A 17,848-nucleotide genomic window follows, 5' to 3' on the forward strand; every position below is an offset into this window, starting at 1 on the left:
GCAGTAGTCAGTAGTCAAAAGACAGAATGGGAGAATGAGAATACTTTTTTGCGAGGTGTGGGTAAGGTGAGTCATGAAGAAGAATTTAAAGAGAACCTGGAAGTAAAAATAAATCAGCCGGAAGTGGAACCTGGTGAAACGAAGCAAAATGGAACAGACGACGGCCCGGTAGCGGAGGACGCGGGCACAATTGAGGAGAAAAACGGGGATGGTGAGTTAGCCTCTTTACGGTCGCAATTGGAAGAGCAAAAGACGCGCGCCGATGATTATTACAACCGCCTGGCCAGGGTGCAGGCCGACTATGAGAACTACAGGCGGAGAACCCGCCAGGAGAAAGAAGAATTCTTTAAATATGCCTCCGAGCAGCTGATCGTGGCGTTGCTGCCGGTGCTGGACAATTTCGGCAGGGCTCTGGCGGCGGAAGGTCAATCCATTGAGAGTTATAAAGCCGGAGTGGAAATGATTTACCGGCAGCTGCAGGATGTTCTGCAAGCCGAAGGGCTGGCGGCTATTCCAGCTGTTGGTGAGCAGTTCGATCCGGCAAAGCACGAGGCGGTGCTGCAGGCAGAATCCGATGAACACCCGGACAATACGGTAATTGAGGAATTTCAACGCGGTTATTATTTAAAAGAAAAGGTAATCCGGCCGGCTATGGTCAAAGTTGCCAAATCATCTTAATAAATTTAGCATGGGACTTTAATAATAAAGATAAAATTATCAGGAGGTTAATAATTGATATGTCTAGGATAATAGGTATTGACCTGGGTACCACCAACTCCTGTGTGGCTGTTATGGAAGGTGGGGAAGCGGTAGTAATACCCAACGCCGAAGGGGCCAGAACAACTCCTTCCGTGGTCGGATTCTCAAAAAACGGTGAAAGACTGGTGGGGCAGGTGGCCAAACGCCAGGCTGTCAGCAACCCGGAACGTACTGTTAGTTCAATAAAACGGCACATGGGAACCGACTACAGAGTAAAGATTGACGGTAAAAACTATACCCCGCAAGAAATATCGGCGATGATTCTGCAAAAAATGAAATCAGACGCCGAAGCTTACCTGGGGAGTAAAGTCGATCAGGCTGTCATCACGGTGCCGGCTTATTTCAGTGACTCCCAGCGCCAGGCGACCAAGGACGCGGGCAAGATCGCCGGCCTGGAAGTGCTCAGGATTATCAACGAACCTACAGCCGCCGCGCTCGCTTATGGTTTGGATAAGGGAGAAGAGCAGACGGTGCTGGTGTTTGACTTGGGCGGCGGCACTTTTGACGTTTCCATTCTGGAACTGGGCGACGGCGTGTTTGAAGTTAAGGCGACCAGCGGCAACAACCGCCTGGGCGGCGATGATTTTGACGAGCGGGTTATTGATTTTCTGGCGGACGAGTTTAAAAAAGAAACCGGAATAGACCTGCGCAACGATAAGATGGCTATGCAGCGTTTGAATGAAGCAGCCGAAAAGGCTAAAATCGAACTGTCCGGCGTTGCCACCACCAATATCAATCTGCCTTTTATCACCGCCGACGCCGGCGGGCCCAAACACTTGGACGTAAATTTAACCAGGGCTAAATTTGAAGAATTGACCGCCGATTTGATCGAGAAGACGATGAGCCCTACCCGCCAGGCCATGTCCGACGCCGGGTTGCAGCCCAAGGACATCGACAAGATCCTATTGGTGGGCGGTTCAACCAGAATACCCGCGGTGCAGGAAGCCATACGCAAGTATTTGGGCAAGGAGCCGCATAAAGGGATTAACCCGGACGAGTGTGTTTCGTTGGGTGCCGCTATTCAGGGAGGAGTCCTGGGGGGAGAGGTTAAGGATGTGCTGCTGCTGGATGTGACGCCGCTTTCCCTCGGTATTGAGACATTAGGCGGGGTATTTACCAGGCTGATCGACCGCAACACGACCATCCCCACCGCCAAGAGCCAGATCTTTTCCACTGCGGCGGACGGCCAGACTTCGGTTGAGATACATGTACTCCAAGGCGAGCGCCAGATGGCGGGGGACAACAAGACGCTGGGCCGTTTCACCCTCACCGGTATTCCGCCCGCGCCCAGGGGTGTGCCGCAAATCGAGGTAAAATTCGATATTGACGTCAACGGTATTGTCAACGTGTCCGCCAAGGATATGGGGACAGGCAAGGAACAGAGTATGACCATAACCGCCTCCACTAACCTGAACGATAAAGAAATTGATCAAATGGTGAAGAACGCCGAAAAATACGCCGAGGAAGACACCAAACGCAAAGAAGAAGTGGAGACCCGCAACCAGGCCGACAGTATGGTCTACCAGGCTGAAAAAACTATTAAGGACTTCAAGGATAAGGCCGACGCGGCCGCCGTTGAAAAATTGCAGAAGGCCACTGACGAATTAAAAGAAGCCATGAAGGGCGGCGACATAGCATCCATTAAAGCGAAACTGGAAGCTATCACCGGACCGCTTTATGAACTGACTGCTTCTATGTACCAAAATACCGGTCAGGATCAGGCACAAGCCGGTAATGCCGGCGCCGGCGCCGGCTACGCCGGTGGCGGCGGCCAGGGCGATAAAGATAATGTGGTGGACGCGGATTTTGAAGTAAAGGAAGATAAATAAAAAAATAGCCAATATAATTTTTATATTATAATATATAAGTTAAGGAAACCTTTTGAGGGGAATTTCGGTTCCCCTTTCCTTTGTTTTAGTATATTAAGGTGGTGGATAGATGGCTAAGCGTGACTACTATGAGGTACTTGGCGTATCCAAAGATGCGACCACTGACGAGATAAAAAAAGCTTACCGTAAACTTGCGCGCCAGTATCACCCGGACGCAAATCCGGGTGACCAGAACGCGGAGGCCAAGTTTAAAGAGATCAACGAAGCTTATGTCGTTTTGTGTGATCCTGATAAAAGGGCTGGTTACGATCACTTTGGCCACGCTGATGCCAACGGTCAGGGCTTTGGCGGCTTTGGCGGGGGTTTTGGAGATTTAGGCGGTTTTGGCGATATCTTTGATATTTTTTTTGGTGGCGGCGGACGCAGGCGCACCGGCCCGGAAAGAGGTTCCGACATCCGGACGGATATGGAAATTAGCTTAAAAGACGCCGCTTTCGGTATGGAGCGCGAGATAAAGGTGCCGCGCGTGGAAACCTGCAGCACCTGCGGCGGCAGCAGGGCGGCGGCGGGCAGCAAGCCCCAGACCTGCCCGACATGCGGCGGCGCGGGCCAAGTGCAGTATTCTCAGAACACTCCCTTCGGGCGTGTTGTTCAGTCGCGCACTTGCGACCGCTGCGGCGGCGCCGGCAAGATTATCGACAAACCCTGTCCCACCTGCCGGGGCACCGGCCAGGTGCGCAAGACGCGCAGCATCAAGATCAACGTGCCGCCCGGAGTGGACAGCGGTTCCCGCCTCCGCCTGGCGGGCGAGGGCGAAGCCGGTTCGCGGGGCGGCCCGCCTGGTGATCTCTATGTATATATTCACGTCAAGCCGCACCGTGTTTTTAAGCGCGAAGGCGATGACTTGATTTGTGAAATACCGGTTTCATTCGCCCAGGCGGCGCTGGGTGACGAGTTAGATGTCCCGACTCTGAACGGCAAAGCCAAGTTAAAAATTCCTGAAGGCACTCAATCAGGCACTGTTTTTCGTATTAAAGGCAAAGGTATCCCCCATATCAACGGTTATGGCCAGGGAGATCAGCACGTGCGAGTTAAAGTGATTACTCCCACCAAGCTCAATGACAGGCAGAAGGAATTGTTAAAAGAATTCAACAGCATCGACAGCGAGCGCCGGCACGCTTCAGGCGATAAAAGTTTTTTTGAAAAAATGAAAGATGCTTTTATGGGGTAAAATAACAAGGGAGATAAATGCGTGGACTGGCTGGAAATTACTGTTCGCACTTTGCCCGGCACGGTTGAAGCGGTGGCCGGATTATTCGAAGAGTTGAAAAGCGGCGGCGTGGTTATTGAAGATCCTGCTGTTATCCTCAGGTATGCCGCGGAAACCCACCCTGATGAGTGGGGTATTCCCGGAACAGTGTCCGGGCACAGTTGGCCGCTGGTCAAGTCTTATTTCCCGGCGGATCAGGATTTGGACCGCAGGCTTTGTGATTTCCGCCAGGCTTTAGAGCGGCTGGCGCTAAGTCCGGCGCCGGAAGTAAGCACCCGCCGGGTCGCCGACGAAGACTGGGCCAATGCCTGGCGCGCTTACTATAAACCGGTGCGGGCGGGCCAACGGCTGGTGGTCAAACCTTGCTGGGAAGAGTGGAACCGTAAAGAAGGCGATCTGGTTATAGAAATGGAGCCAGGCATGGCATTCGGCTGCGGCACGCACAGCACTACTTTGTTATGCCTGCGTTTATTGGAGAGGCATGTCCGCAGCGGCGCCACGGTTTACGACGTGGGCACCGGTTCCGGTATTCTGGCGGTGGCCGCCGCCAAGCTGGGCGCCGGCCGGGTGACGGCCACGGATCTGGATGAAACAGCCTGCCGGGTGGCTTTGGAAAACGTTGCCAGGAATCAGGTCGCTGGAATAGTCCGTGTTGTTCAAGGCAACCTGCTGGACTTGGTGGAAGGTCAGGCCGACCTGATCGTGTCGAATATTATCGCCGATGTGATCATTAGTTTAGCCCCGTACGCTTCAAGGGCGCTGGTTCCGGGCGGCGTATTGATCGCCTCGGGAATCATCCGCGGCCGCGCTGCAGAGGTGCACGCCGCCATGGAAGCGTACGGACTGGCTGTCCGCGACCAGTTGGGTGAGGGTCATTGGGTGGCCTTTGTGGGAGAGAAATGTTAGGATGAAGCTGTCCCATTTTTTCGTGGCGCCAAATCAAATAAGAGAAGGCCGGGTTGTCTTAAGCGGAACCGATGCGGTCCACATCGCCAAGGTGCTTCGTTTAGGTGCCGGTGGTAGAATTGTTTTGTCTGACGGGAAGGGTAAATCGTATTTGGCGGTGTTGGAACAGGTCGACAAGAAAGATGTTTCCTGTACGATTGAAAAGGAGTTCGCCGCGGCGCCCCCAGACTTGCCGAAGGTTACTTTGGTGCAGGGTATCCCCAAAAGTGACAAGATGGATTTAATCATTCAGAAAGGCACCGAGTTGGGATTGAATGGATTGATTCCTCTGTTGAGCGAGCGGGTGGTGGTTAAGCTGGAAGGGGACAAACAGCTTAAACGGTGGGAGCGCTGGCGGAGAATAGCCCTTGAAGCGGCTAAACAATGCCGGCGTCCGGATATCCCGGAAATCAGCGGGCCTAAAAGCTGGGAACAGGTGCTGGGCGCCTTGCCGGCGGAAGCTGTGGCGTTGATGCCGTGGGAAGAGGAAAAAGCGGAGTCGTTGAAGGGTTTTTTGCAGTACGGCAAGCCGCCGGTGGAGATATACGTTTTTATCGGTCCGGAAGGAGGTTTTTCTGCCGGGGAGGTGGAGCGCGCACGGCTGCATGGTGTCCGCCCGGTAACTTTGGGGCCGCGGATCTTGCGCACTGAAACCGCGGGTCTGGCTGTTTTGACGATGATTCTTTACCAGTGGGGCGATCTTGGGGGATGATTAAGTGAAGGGTGAACGGGTGGCCATAACCACCTTGGGCTGTAAGGTCAACCAGTACGAGTCAGCCGTGCTGGCGGGGACTTTCCGTGATCGGGGCTACCGCCTGGTGGAATTTGAGGAAGAAGCTGATATTTACATAATCAATACTTGTACGGTAACACATCTGGGTGACCGCAAGTCCAGGCAATTGATCCGCCGCGCCGCCAGGACCAATCCCGGCGCGTTGATTGCCGTCACCGGTTGTTACGCCCAGGTTTCCCCGGAGGAGGTCCTGGCGATACCTGGTGTGGATCTGGTGGTAGGCACGAAGGACAGGACAAAATTGGTGGAACTGGTGGAAACCGCGGAGAAGGGTCTTATGCCTGTAAATGCGGTCAGCAGTTTAGAAAACGATGGTGAGTTTGAAGAGATTCCGGCGCTGCCTCTTCAGGAAAGAACCCGCGCCTACTTAAAGATTCAGGACGGCTGCAATAATTTTTGCACATATTGTATTGTTCCGTATGCCAGAGGGTCGCTGCGCAGCAGGCGCCCGGAAAGAATATTGGAAATGGCCCGCGAGCTGACAGCTGCGGGATATAAGGAAATCGTACTTACAGGTATTCACACCGGCTCTTACGGTGAGGACCTGGCGGACGGTGTCACCCTGGCCGGACTGTTGAACAGGCTGGTATTGATACCGGGTTTGTCAAGAGTGCGCCTGAGTTCGCTAGAACCAAATGATATTACCCCGGAGTTGGTGGAAATTCTGGCCGGCTCCCCTGTTTTTTGCCGGCATTTACATATTCCGCTGCAAAGCGGCGATGATCAGGTGCTGCGGAGAATGGGCAGGCGCTACACGGCCGGGGAATATACCCGCCTGGTGAATGTTTTGCGGGAGAATATTCCCGGTTTGGGTCTGACCACTGATGTGATGGCCGGATTCCCGGGAGAGACAGATGAATGTTATAACAATACTTACCGGCTATTGAAGAAAAGTTCGTTTAGCAAATTGCATGTTTTTAAATATTCGCCCCGCCCGGGTACGCCTGCGGCCGGTTTTACCGGCCAGATTGAACCGGCGGTTAAAGAAGCGCGCAGCCGCAAGCTAATCGGACTGGGCGGCCAGATGGCGGCCGGCTTTGCTGCCTCATTGCTGGGACAGGTGCTGGAAGTGCTGGTTGAGCGGCAGTATCAGGAAGAAGCCGGGTTGTATGAAGGTCTCACGGATAATTACGTGCGGGCGCTTTTTCCCGGGAGCAGGGAACTGATTGGGTCGATAGTGAAAGTAAAGGCTGAAGAAGTCCGGGGTGCTGCCATAAAAGGCAGGATTGTTTGAGCGCTAAGCAGGATTTATTTTCTTGGTGTTGAATAATAATAATGTTATATGTCTTTTTTTATGTCATTTCTCTCCAGGGAGGAGGTGGTTAAGTGCAGGATTGCATTTTTTGTAAAATTATTAACAAGGAGATACCTGCAGAAGTTGTGTATGAAGACGACTTTGTCATGGCATTTAAGGATCTTAAGCCAGAGGCGCCTGCCCACCTGTTGTTAATTCCGAAAAAGCACATTCCCACCTTCTTTGATTTAAAAGAAGAAGACGCTGAGATAATGGGCCGGATTCAGCTGGCGGCGGGACGTATTGTCCGTGAGTTGGGGCTTGCCGACCGTGGTTTTAGACTGGTCAGCAACTGCGGCCGTGACGCGGAACAGCTTGTGATGCATATCCACTATCACCTCCTGGCAGGAAGACCGCTAACATGGCCTCCCGGTTAAAACACGCCCCTAAAATCCCGTTAGGACATGCCTAAATCACTGCTTAAATCACTGGTTGACTGCCAACATGCCCTGCTGTATAATGAGAAAGTGTTTTCGCGTATAGTAAGATCTTCATATATAGATAGAGTTTATGGCTCCATGGTTATTGCGGAGGGAGGGAGAGTATAGTGGCTGAAGTAAAGGTTGGTAAAAATGAAACACTTGACAGCGCCCTCCGGCGCTTCAAACGGTCGTGCCAGAAAGCCGGTGTATTGGCCGAAGCAAGAAAACATGAACATTATGAGAAACCTAGCGTTAAAAGAAAAAAGAAATCTGAAGCGGCGAGAAAAAGGAGATTTCACTAATAAATATAAACCGATAACAAGACGCCCGGCTATTGTGCCGGGCGTTTTTGCTTCAGGAGTCAGGAGTCAGAAAAAAGGAGACAGAAAACAGGAATCAGGAAACAGGAATCAGAGTAAGAGTAATAAGAGAAAGGCTTGATGTTTTAAAATATTCTGAATGCTGACGCCTGACTCCTGAATACTTAATGTTTTTGATTGGTTTGTTTTCCATTTAATAGTAATCTATTCCCCTCTATTTGCATAAAATCTTGCAGGAGGGGATTTTTTTGGCTTGGCGTGATTTGAGAAAGAAATTAAAAAGGCAGTTCTCGGAATTCCTTGAATTACCCGGTGACGTGATGCTGGATTTGCCTAAAATTGTTCTATTCGGTAATGTTCAGCTGCAAATCGAAAATCATCATGGGATAATCGAATATACTGCGAATACTGTCCGGATAGCCACCGGTGAAGGTGAGGTGGCAATAAAAGGGGAGAATCTGATACTGCGTAATTTGCTGCCGGACGAGTTGCATATAGAAGGGAAAATCCGTTCTTTGAGTTTTGATTAACGGGGGTTAAGACCATGATGTTTTTTAAACTAATGTCATATTTCATCGGTTATGTAGTAATAATAGTCACCGGTAAGGCTCCTGAAAGATTTATTAATATGGCTGCCAGCAGGGGAATTTACCTTTGGGATATTTCCAGAACAGGGGAAAACGCTTTCTTGCTCAAGGTACGGCTGCATGCCGTGAAACCGCTGCGGCATATCGCCAGGCGCACCGGCTGCCGCTACAGCATTGAATCCAGAAAAGGACTGCCTTTTAGTATTGTCAGGATACGGCGTAGAAAAGCGCTGGCGCTGGGATTTGTTTTCTTCCTGGGAACACTTTATTTTCTTTCTTCTTTCGTGTGGTTCATAGAAGTCAGGGGCAACGAGCGGCTTACTGCCGCGGAAGTGCTTGGCGCCGCCGCCGATTCCGGCTTATCCAGAGGAAAGCCGAAGTGGAAAATAGAACCCGAGCAGGTGGAAGCCAGGATTCTCGAACGACTCCCGCTTGTGGCGTGGACAGGCGTATATATCAAGGGCACAAAAGTGACAATTGAAGTGGCTGAGCGGATTGTGCCTGAGGAGGAGGATCGGAGACCGTCCCACATCGTGGCGGCAAAAGCGGGGATGATTAAAGAAGTGCTGGTTTTAAACGGCAACCCGCTGATTAAGGAAGGAGATACGGTTGCACCGGGCCAGGTGCTTATTTCCGGTGAAATACCCCCCCTATTGGATGACTCTGCCAAGCAAGGTGAGGGCAATAAGAAAGAAGAGCCTAAAGCGATCCGGCCGGCTTATTATGTTCATGCCAGGGGTATTGTGCGAGCCAGAGTCTGGTATGAGGGTTACGGGGAGGCGCAGGTTATTGAAACAGGTTACCGGTTTACCGGAAGATCGAAAAAGCGGGTCAGTTTAAAATATAATTCGCAGGAAAAAATTTTGTTAGACAGCGAAAACATACCCTTTGAGCACTACGAGGTAGTGACATCTGTGAAAAAGCTTCCCCAATGGAGGAATCTTGACCCGCCCGTCGAACTAGTAACAGTAAAATACCTGGAGTTGGCCGCCTATTGCGATGAACGCAGCCGGGAGGACACTTGTAAAGCCGCTGAGGAGGCGGCCCTGGAAGCAGTAATGAAGCAATTGCCCCGGGATGCTATTGTTCAAGGACGGTGGCTGGAGGATGTCAGCGCCGGTCGCGATGAAAATGTCGTCCGGGTAAAGGCCGTTTTAGAAACGGTTGAGGATATCGGCAAGGAAAAACTATTTAAACCTTAAAGGAGGCCGGGTATTGACAGATAAATTTGAAGCCAGGGCAGAACTGGATGATATTGGCGCCGCGGCAGAAATATTCGGAAAGCACGATGAGCACCTGGTACAGATTGAAAGGATCTTGGGAGTTCACGTTGTGGCGCGGGGCCATGCTCTGACAATAACCGGTGAAAAGGAAAAGGTGGAGCAGGCAAGGGAGATCCTGGATCAGCTAAACAATTTTTATCAAGCGGGCAACCACATAACCGCCCAGGAAGTCGGCTACGCGATTAAGTCGGCGCAAGGCGGCTTGAAAAACGCTCTGGATAGTATAGCTAAAGATGTTACCATGATTTCCGCCCGGGGTAAGCAGATTAAACCTAAGACTATCGGTCAGCAAAAATACGTTGAAGCCATAAAAAATAACGATGTCGTTTTTGCCATCGGCCCGGCCGGGACGGGCAAAACCTATCTGGCGGTGGTGATGGCGATCAAGGCACTGCGCAATAAAAACGTCGGGCGCCTTGTTTTGACCCGTCCGGCGGTGGAAGCGGGTGAGAAACTGGGGTTTTTGCCCGGCGATCTGCAAGATAAGGTTGACCCGTATCTAAGGCCGTTTTACGATAGTCTCTACGATATTCTGGGAGTGGAGAACACCCAAAAGTATCTTGAACGTCATATAATCGAAATTGCTCCCCTGGCCTACATGCGGGGCAGGACGCTGGAGGACTCGTTTATTATCCTGGATGAAGCGCAGAACACCACTCCGGAACAGATGAAAATGTTTCTGACCCGGCTGGGCTTTGGTTCGAAGGCGGTAATTACCGGGGATATCACTCAGATTGACCTGCCGAAAGGACAGGTTTCCGGCCTGGTCAACGCTGTTAAAGTTTTGAAGGATATTGAGGGATTGGGTATCCATGCCCTCACTGGCGATGACATTGTGCGGCACCCTCTGGTTGAAGAGATTATCAGGGCATATGAAAAAGAGCAATAGGGCGGTAACCGGAAAGGGGGGTGAAATCGTGCTTCCAATCAGCGCGGTAAAAGGTAAAGTCGCGGCCGTCCTGTCCCTGTTGGCCAAGCAACGCAAGGTACGGCGGGGCAGTGCGGCGATTTTGTTTTTATTTCTGACTACTGTAATCATATCTTCTGACTTTATCAATGAAAAATCCAGCATGATCGTGGGGCAGGTATCTCCCACGACTGTAAAAGCTGAAAAAAGCATCGTCTTTGAAGACAAAAACAAGACCGCCATGGAGCGCCGCCAGGCTGCGGAAAAAGCCGGCAATGTATATACGATTGACCCTCAGGTCAGTGTCGCTGTGCAAAAAGATATTTCCGATCTGGCAAAAAAGCTGTCTGACGTGCAAAGCGATACCAGTTTGGACGTGGCCGGAAAGGTGGCCATGCTCCGTTCGATTTTTCCTTTTGTCATGCAAGACGCTGAGCTTAACGACCTGGCGCATGCCACCGCCAAGGACACTATGCAGGTTGAATCCGGAATAAATAACCTGGTGGCAGAGGCGATGAATGATGGAGACGGAATTACCCAGGACGTTCTGGAAGAAAATAAGAAATCCATAAACAATAAAATTGTCGGCATGCGCTTTTCCAAGGTTTATGAACAATTTGCCAAAGGTGCTGTTGATTACTATCTTCGTCCCAACGGTTTTATTCAGTCTGATAAAACCAGACAAAAGCAGGAGGAGGCTATGGCCTCCGTTTCCCCCGTCATGGTTTCAATTAAGGAAGGGGAAAAGATAATCGGGGAAGGGGAAATACTAACTGAGGAACACCTTGCCAAGCTGCAGGCGCTGGGTATTACCCGCCCCAAGCTGCATCTGTCTTCAGTCCTGGGTGTATTGCTGCTGGTCGTCCTGCTCACGGTGGTTGTGCTGGTTTATCTTTATCAGCAGAACAGGGAGATTTACGAGCATCCCGGGCACTTGTATCTACTGGGTATAATTGTTTTAGTTGTTCTGGGGGTTGGCAAAGCTATTATTGCCATTAACGTCAGCCGATGGCCGGAGTTCAGCGCCCAGTTCGGCTACATGGTTCCCCTGGCCACGGCGGGGATGTTGATTGCCATTCTGCTGGACTCCCGGCTGGCTGCGCTAATGGTAGCCGTGCTCAGTCTGATGCTGGGAACGATGACGGATAACCAGCTCCGTTTCGGGCTGGTGGGGATAATCGGCGGCATCACGGGAGTATACAGCGTATCGAAATTGAGCCAGCGGGGAGATCTCGTCCGGGCCGGGATTTACATCAGTGTTGCCAACGTAGTGGCTATTTTTACGGTTGGCCTGGCCAATAATATTCATTTTGGCCTTTTGATTTCGTCCTGCCTGGCTCTCGGGATAGCCAACGGCATTTTGTCGTCCGTGTTGACGAATGGGGCTCTGCCTTTTCTGGAGGGCACGTTTCGGATCACTTCGCCGGTCAGACTTTTGGAATTCTCACACCCTAACAACATATTGTTAAAAAGGTTGTTAACCGAAGCGCCGGGCACTTACCACCACAGCATTATTGTGGGGAACCTGGCGGAGGCGGCCGCCGACGCGGTGGGCGGCGACTCGCTGCTGGTCCGTGTGGGTGCTTATTACCATGATATCGGCAAGATCAAAAGGCCGTATTTTTTCATAGAAAACCAAATGGATTGTGAAAACCCGCACGATAAAATCGGCCCTTCGTTAAGCACCCTGATTCTCACCTCCCACGTAAAAGACGGTGTGGAGATGGCCAGGGAGCATAAGCTGCCTCAGGGGATTGTCGATATTATTGAGCAGCATCATGGCGACAGTATGGTTAGTTATTTTTACCACAAAGCTCTGGAAAACGACCGCACCGAAAGTGTCACCGAAGAAGAGTTCCGTTACGAGGGTCCCAAACCACAAACCAGGGAAGCCGCCATTGTGATGCTCGCAGACTCGGTAGAGGCGGCGGTTCGCTCGCTGCAGAACCGTACCCCGGCCCGCGTTGAGGGTCTGGTGAGAAAATTCGTCAAGGATAAGCTGAACGACGGCCAGCTTGACGAGTGTGACCTGACTTTTAAAGATCTGGATATCATAGCGACTTCATTTGTCCGCGTGCTGTCGGGAATCTTTCACTCCCGGGTGGAATACCCGGATCTGTCACAGGAAATTGAAAGGAGAAAAAAGCGTGTCAGTTTTCGTAAGCAACCTGCAGGAAGAGGTGGCGCTGGATAGCGAGCTAATTGATTTTTTAATCCCGGTAATAGAGGAAGTCCTGAGGGGTGAAGGATACGGTGAAGAAGCCGAGGTAAGCCTTGTATTTGTAAACGACAGCTATATACGCGACTTGAATTTACAGTACCGTGAGATAGACAGTCCCACAGATGTGCTGTCTTTTTCCATGCTTGAAGGGGAGTCTTTCCAGGAGGAGTGGGATGCTGAAGTGCTGCTGGGCGATGTGGTCATTTCCCTCCAGGCTGCCGTGCGGCAGGCGGAAGAATACGGACACGGCATCCGGCGGGAAGTTGCTTACCTGGCGATACATGGTGTGTTGCACCTGCTGGGATATGACCATTTGAAAGAAGAAGACAGACAGGCCATGCGTAAAAAAGAGGAGGAAATACTCCTGAAATTAAATGCTGCCAGATAATTTAGCCCTTTACCGGCCATGAGCGGCTCAGGGAACAATGGTTATGTGGTGATGCCGATGGATGTGCAAAATTTTTTAAAAAGTTTTACTTATGCTGCCGCGGGGTTGCGGCACGCGTTGTTTACCCAACGCAATATGCGGATACACTTTGCGGCCGCGCTGTTGGTGCTTGGGCTGGCGTTATATCTGAAAATAGAAGCCCATGATCTGCTTTTTTTGATATTCTCAATTACCCTGGTAATCATGGCCGAAATGTTTAACACCGCGGTTGAAGCGGTTGTCGACCTTTACGTGCAAACTTACCACCCTCTTGCCCGCGTTGCCAAAAATGTGGCTGCCGGCGCGGTGCTGGTTGCCGCCTTGAACTCGATCGCGGTAGCGTATTTGGTGCTCTATCCCCGCCTGGCTCAGTAACCATGAGAAGGAGTGCAATTTCATGGATTTTCCGGTTGAAAAACTGATTAAGGCCGCCAGTGCGGCGCGGGAAAGAGCATATGCTCCTTATTCGCATTTCAAGGTGGGCGCCGCCATACTGACCGTGGAAGGCCGTTATTATACCGGCTGCAATGTCGAGAACGCGTCTTACGGCTTGTCTTGCTGCGCGGAACGGGTGGCTTTGTTCAAGGCTGTTTCAAACGGTGAGCGGCATTTTGAGGCCATCGCCGTTACCGCCGGCACTGATGAATACTGCGCGCCGTGCGGCGCTTGCCGCCAGGTGCTAATGGAGTTTAACCCGGCGATGAAAGTTTTTATGGCAAACGGCAAGGGTGATTTCCGGATGCAAACCGCCGCCGAACTGTTACCCGCGGCCTTTGCGTTAACAAGCCGCGCGGCGGGATGCGCCGGACGGGATAAAGAACCTTCTGCCGGCAAGAAGACCGGCCTGAACATATTTGAGCCGGTGATCCGGCAACATGCGGCAACCGGTATGGAGGAAATTAAGTGAGTATTTTTGAGGTTCTCATGCTGGTTTGTTTCGGAGCGGCGTGGCCGGCGTCTATTTACAAGTCTTACGTATCAAGACAAACTGCCGGGAAAAGTATTCTCTTTTTATGGATTATATTCACCGGTTATTTTTTTGGCATCATCCATAAGTTAATCTTTAGCTATGATCTTGTCATATATCTATATGTTATAAATGGTGTTATGATTATGGCGGATATAATATTATACTACCGCAATAGGAAGCTCAATAATCCTGAAGAAGTTAAAGGTGATAGTTTTGGTAGAAGAAAATGACAATTTCAGATCAGGGTTCGCGGCGCTGGTAGGCAGGACCAACGTGGGAAAATCCACTTTGTTAAACAGGCTGATCGGGCGGAAAGTAACCATTATGTCCGAAAAGGTTCAGACGACCAGGAACAGGATTCTTGGCGTGCTCACCCGCGAAGAATGCCAAGTTATTTTTTTGGACACTCCGGGTATTCACAAGCCGAAACATAAGCTGGGTGAGCACCTGGTGCAAGTCGCTCTGAATACATTAAATGAGGTTGATCTTGTTCTCTTTCTGGTAGAGGCGAACCGGCAGCCAGGTCCCGGCGACAATTACCTGATCCGGCAGTTTGCGGATTTATCGACCCCGGTGGCGCTGGTGATTAATAAAATTGACCTGGTCAAACGGAAAGAATTGCTGCCTCTGATCGAAAGATATGCCCGGCTATACAAATTTTCTGAGATTATCCCTGTGTCGGCGTTATCCGGGGAGAACACCGGACGATTGCTTGAGGTGACGACAAGCTACCTGCCGGCCGGGCCAAAGTATTACCCCGACGAGATGGTTACCGACAGGCCCGAGGAGTTTATCCTAGCCGAACTGATCAGAGAAAAGGTTTTGAGCCACACGGAACAGGAAGTGCCTCATGCGGTAGCCGTGGTAATCGAGGAGATGCAGGAGCGACCCAACAATGTCATGGCGGTCCGGGCGGTGATATACACAGAGAGAGAAACGCAGAAAGGGATCCTGATCGGCAAGGGAGGCCAGATGCTGAAAAAAATCGGCAGCCTTGCCCGCGCGGATATGGAAAAGCTGCTTGGTCTAAAAGTTTTTCTCCAAATCCGGGTAAAGACGAGGCCGGACTGGAGAAATAAAGAGGCGCAGCTTAAAAACCTGGGATACTATGAAACATAGGAATCAGGAGTCAGAAGACAAGAGACAGAAGTCAGGAGACAAGAGTCAGGAGACAAGAGACAGACGATTTCTTTCTTTAATTTATATTTTGAATACTGACTCCTGAATTTTGACTCCTAAAAGAACTCTGACTCCTGAATTCTGAATACTTGAATTTGGGGTCTTACTGATGAAACTTTACAAGATTGAGGCTGTCGTCCTGCGGGCCAGGGACTGCGGCAATGCGGACAAACTATTGATTTTATATTCCAGGGAACAGGGTAAAATAAAAGTAATGGCGCACGGCGTCTCCAAACCGGCAAGCCGCAAACGCGGCGCCACGCAGCTTTTCTCTCATTCCAGGTTTTTGGTGAGCCGGGGCCGCGAGCTTGATTCAATCAGCCAGGGCGAAGCTATCGAAATGTTTTCTTCTCTCAGGGACGACTTAGTAAAAATAGTAAGAGTCAGCTACCTGGCTGAACTGGTGGATGTCATAACTCCGGAAGGGGAGCCGAACACGCCGCTTTTTGAGCTTCTCCTTACCACTATGAAACTTTTGGATGCGGGGGATGCCGAACTGCTGACGCGGTCTTTTGAAATTAAGGCGGTGTCTTTGCTGGGTTACCGCCCTGTGCTGGAGCAGTGCGCCAACTGTCAGGGACCTGTGGCAGGGCGTCCGGCATTCAGCCCGGCGATAGGCGGAGTGCTGTGCGAAACTTGCAGGCCGGCGGACCCGGCTGCAATGTCTTTTAACAGGGGCATGCTGGAGACCCTCAAGCTGCTCTTAAGGTGGCACCCGGCTAAATTGAGCCGACTTAAAATAGAGGGTTCAGTCAGGAGCCAGATCAGGAGTTTGCTCCATGCGTATATACGGTATCATCTGGAGCGGGACTTAAAATCAGCCGCGTTTTTTGACCGGTTTCATCAGGAGCGGGCCGGTGCCAATCATGTTCATGTATAAAATTTATCGCTGTGGGAGTAAATAAAGGAAAAAGGATAAGTCTGCTTGGGTAATATAGACGTGGTACTTACCTACGGGCTTATGTTCGCCCTTAATATTGTACGAGCTCCTTCGCCCTCGGGCTCGGTCAAACTCGCTCGCTTCACTCGCTCAAACAGTTCCCTCGCTATTCCGAGGGCTCACTTTGAATAAGGCTCAAAATCGCCCTCAAGGTAAGCACCACGCTGTCATATTAAGCAGACTTAATACTAGTCTAAAAAAGGGGGATTAAAATGGGTGAGCTTGAAAAAATCGATATCTTAAGAACCAGATTGGGTGTAAGTTATAAAGAGGCCAAAGCCGCCCTGGACGCGGCGGACGGCGACGTTTTGCAGGCCCTGATAAATCTTGAGGAGAAAGAACATACTGCGGGCGGTTCCTTCCATGAGAAAGGAAGCGAGGTCCTGGGACAGATCAAAGGGCTGTTTAATAAAAATCGTGGATACCGGATTAAGGTTAAGCAAGGTGAGCGGACAGTGGTTGAAATACCGGCCTCACTGGGGGCGCTGGGGCTGTTGGGCGCCATGGCCAGCAGTGAAATAGCCATTCTGGGGGTGTTGGCTTCAGTAGCGGGGATGGCTAATAAATATTCACTGGATATAGAGCGTGCCGGGGAATCCGATGGAGTTGAGGTAAAAAGCGGCTCCGGGGGAAACGATATTTAGCGCCGGGCATTGACTTTAACACAAAAATTTGATAAATTGTAACAAAAATATGAGTGAATAAAAGAGTCAATGACGGCCGGTCTGACAGGAAGCGCGTAAAATGACTCCCGTCTCTGGTGAAATGCCTGAGGCCGGGGGTTTTACTTTTGTTAAATATTGATCGAGGAGGCATGGTATGAATTTCCAGGAGTTAATTATCACCCTGAACCAATACTGGTCCAATCAGAACTGTATTATTTTGCAACCCTACGATGTGGAAAAGGGAGCGGGCACCATGAACCCGGCGACGTTTTTGAGAGCGCTGGGGCCGGAGCCGTGGCGGGTCGCCTATGTGGAGCCTTCCCGCAGGCCGACTGACGGGCGTTACGGTGAAAACCCGAACCGGCTGCAGCATTATTACCAGTATCAGGTTATTTTGAAGCCATCCCCGGATGACGTGCAGGAATTGTATCTGGCCAGCCTCCAAGCTATCGGCATCGATCCGGAGGAGCATGATATACGCTTTGTGGAAGACAACTGGGAGTCGCCAACTCTGGGCGCGTGGGGGTTGGGCTGGGAAGTGTGGCTGGATGGGATGGAGATCACCCAGTTTACCTATTTTCAGCAGTGCGGCGGCATCGACTGCCGCCCGGTCTGCGCGGAAATTACCTATGGTCTGGAGCGGCTGGCCACGTTTATCCAGGGAGTGGACAGCGTGTTTGAGATCACCTGGGTTGACGGGATCAGTTACCGTGACGTTCATCACCAGGGAGAAGTGGAACATTCCCATTACAATTTTGAACTGGCCGACACGTCCATGTTGTTTAAGCTGTTTGATATGTATGAGCAAGAAGCTTTAAGAGTGATCGAAAAAGGTTTTGTGCTTCCTGCTTACGATCAAGTGTTGAAATGTTCGCATACATTTAATTTACTGGATGCGCGCGGCGCGATCAGCGTGACTGAACGCACCGGTTTTGTCGCCAGGGTGAGAAATCTGGCCCGCGCCTGCGCCCAGGCTTACGTGGAACAGCGGGAAGCGATGGGCTATCCGCTGCTGAAAAAGGAGGGGGCGTGAGCAC

General features: G+C 51.1%; 20 protein-coding genes. All 20 read left to right on the top strand.

Features of this window, described 5'->3' with window-relative positions; translation table 11 throughout:
* Nucleotides 1-66 precede the first annotated feature (66 nt).
* The 20 genes from grpE (at nucleotide 67) to glyQ (ending at nucleotide 17,844) form a co-directional block, all read left to right on the top strand.
* Nucleotides 67-678 (top strand): nucleotide exchange factor GrpE, encoded by a 612-nt coding sequence (gene grpE, locus L9W92_RS03065; protein ID WP_240082277.1) that lies wholly within the window; start codon nucleotides 67-69, stop codon nucleotides 676-678.
* Nucleotides 679-737: 59 nt separating this feature from the next.
* Nucleotides 738-2,588 carry a molecular chaperone DnaK gene (gene dnaK / locus L9W92_RS03070; RefSeq protein ID WP_240082278.1) on the top strand — a complete coding sequence of 617 codons (1,851 nt, stop codon included), beginning with the start codon at nucleotides 738-740 and terminating at the stop codon, nucleotides 2,586-2,588.
* A gap of 109 nt (nucleotides 2,589-2,697) precedes the next feature.
* On the top strand, nucleotides 2,698-3,819 hold the full coding sequence (gene dnaJ / locus L9W92_RS03075) for a molecular chaperone DnaJ (protein WP_240082279.1): 1,122 nt from the start codon (nucleotides 2,698-2,700) through the stop codon (nucleotides 3,817-3,819).
* 21 nt (nucleotides 3,820-3,840) lie between these two features.
* Nucleotides 3,841-4,764 carry a 50S ribosomal protein L11 methyltransferase gene (gene prmA, locus L9W92_RS03080; RefSeq protein WP_240082280.1) on the top strand — a complete coding sequence of 308 codons (924 nt, stop codon included), beginning with the start codon at nucleotides 3,841-3,843 and terminating at the stop codon, nucleotides 4,762-4,764.
* Nucleotide 4,765: 1 nt separating this feature from the next.
* Nucleotides 4,766-5,515, top strand: coding sequence for a 16S rRNA (uracil(1498)-N(3))-methyltransferase (locus tag L9W92_RS03085; protein WP_312038055.1), 750 nt, complete (start codon nucleotides 4,766-4,768; stop codon nucleotides 5,513-5,515).
* Between the two features lie 4 nt (nucleotides 5,516-5,519).
* A complete protein-coding gene (mtaB, locus tag L9W92_RS03090) occupies nucleotides 5,520-6,830 on the top strand; it encodes a tRNA (N(6)-L-threonylcarbamoyladenosine(37)-C(2))-methylthiotransferase MtaB (RefSeq protein ID WP_240082281.1) in 1,311 nt (436 codons plus the stop codon).
* Nucleotides 6,831-6,922: 92 nt separating this feature from the next.
* Nucleotides 6,923-7,267, top strand: coding sequence for a histidine triad nucleotide-binding protein (locus L9W92_RS03095; RefSeq protein WP_240082282.1), 345 nt, complete (start codon nucleotides 6,923-6,925; stop codon nucleotides 7,265-7,267).
* A gap of 170 nt (nucleotides 7,268-7,437) precedes the next feature.
* Entirely contained in the window at nucleotides 7,438-7,614 is a 177-nt protein-coding gene (rpsU, locus tag L9W92_RS03100; protein WP_240082283.1) for a 30S ribosomal protein S21, read from the top strand.
* Between the two features lie 266 nt (nucleotides 7,615-7,880).
* Nucleotides 7,881-8,162: a sporulation protein YqfC gene (gene yqfC / locus L9W92_RS03105; RefSeq protein ID WP_240082284.1), complete on the top strand. Its 282-nt coding sequence runs from the start codon at nucleotides 7,881-7,883 to the stop codon at nucleotides 8,160-8,162.
* A 14-nt stretch (nucleotides 8,163-8,176) separates the two neighbouring features.
* Nucleotides 8,177-9,421 (top strand): sporulation protein YqfD, encoded by a 1,245-nt coding sequence (yqfD, locus tag L9W92_RS03110; RefSeq protein WP_240082285.1) that lies wholly within the window; start codon nucleotides 8,177-8,179, stop codon nucleotides 9,419-9,421.
* 13 nt (nucleotides 9,422-9,434) lie between these two features.
* A complete protein-coding gene (locus tag L9W92_RS03115; protein ID WP_240082286.1) occupies nucleotides 9,435-10,391 on the top strand; it encodes a PhoH family protein in 957 nt (318 codons plus the stop codon).
* Entirely contained in the window at nucleotides 10,375-12,603 is a 2,229-nt protein-coding gene (locus L9W92_RS03120) for an HD family phosphohydrolase (protein WP_240082287.1), read from the top strand. The genes L9W92_RS03115 and L9W92_RS03120 overlap by 17 nt, the downstream gene beginning before the upstream one ends.
* Entirely contained in the window at nucleotides 12,557-13,018 is a 462-nt protein-coding gene (gene ybeY / locus L9W92_RS03125; protein ID WP_240082288.1) for an rRNA maturation RNase YbeY, read from the top strand. Before L9W92_RS03120 ends, ybeY begins: the two co-directional genes overlap by 47 nt.
* An 18-nt stretch (nucleotides 13,019-13,036) precedes the next feature.
* Complete coding sequence (locus L9W92_RS03130) at nucleotides 13,037-13,432, top strand: diacylglycerol kinase (protein ID WP_240082289.1); 396 nt, start codon at nucleotides 13,037-13,039, stop codon at nucleotides 13,430-13,432.
* 22 nt (nucleotides 13,433-13,454) lie between these two features.
* Complete coding sequence (gene cdd / locus L9W92_RS03135) at nucleotides 13,455-13,964, top strand: cytidine deaminase (protein WP_240082290.1); 510 nt, start codon at nucleotides 13,455-13,457, stop codon at nucleotides 13,962-13,964.
* Nucleotides 13,961-14,257, top strand: coding sequence for a hypothetical protein (locus L9W92_RS03140; RefSeq protein WP_240082291.1), 297 nt, complete (start codon nucleotides 13,961-13,963; stop codon nucleotides 14,255-14,257). The genes cdd and L9W92_RS03140 overlap by 4 nt, the downstream gene beginning before the upstream one ends.
* Nucleotides 14,241-15,146, top strand: a complete 906-nt coding sequence (gene era / locus L9W92_RS03145; RefSeq protein ID WP_240082292.1) for a GTPase Era — start codon at nucleotides 14,241-14,243, stop codon at nucleotides 15,144-15,146. The genes L9W92_RS03140 and era overlap by 17 nt, the downstream gene beginning before the upstream one ends.
* A 169-nt stretch (nucleotides 15,147-15,315) precedes the next feature.
* Nucleotides 15,316-16,086, top strand: a complete 771-nt coding sequence (gene recO, locus L9W92_RS03150; protein WP_240082293.1) for a DNA repair protein RecO — start codon at nucleotides 15,316-15,318, stop codon at nucleotides 16,084-16,086.
* Nucleotides 16,087-16,358: 272 nt separating this feature from the next.
* Nucleotides 16,359-16,790: a DUF4342 domain-containing protein gene (locus tag L9W92_RS03155; protein ID WP_240082294.1), complete on the top strand. Its 432-nt coding sequence runs from the start codon at nucleotides 16,359-16,361 to the stop codon at nucleotides 16,788-16,790.
* A gap of 175 nt (nucleotides 16,791-16,965) precedes the next feature.
* On the top strand, nucleotides 16,966-17,844 hold the full coding sequence (gene glyQ / locus L9W92_RS03160; RefSeq protein WP_240082295.1) for a glycine--tRNA ligase subunit alpha: 879 nt from the start codon (nucleotides 16,966-16,968) through the stop codon (nucleotides 17,842-17,844).
* The last annotated feature ends 4 nt before the right edge of the window (nucleotides 17,845-17,848 follow it).

Origin of the sequence: Pelotomaculum terephthalicicum JT (assembly GCF_022410535.1) — a bacterium.
Lineage (GTDB): Bacteria > Bacillota > Desulfotomaculia > Desulfotomaculales > Pelotomaculaceae > Pelotomaculum_D > Pelotomaculum_D terephthalicicum.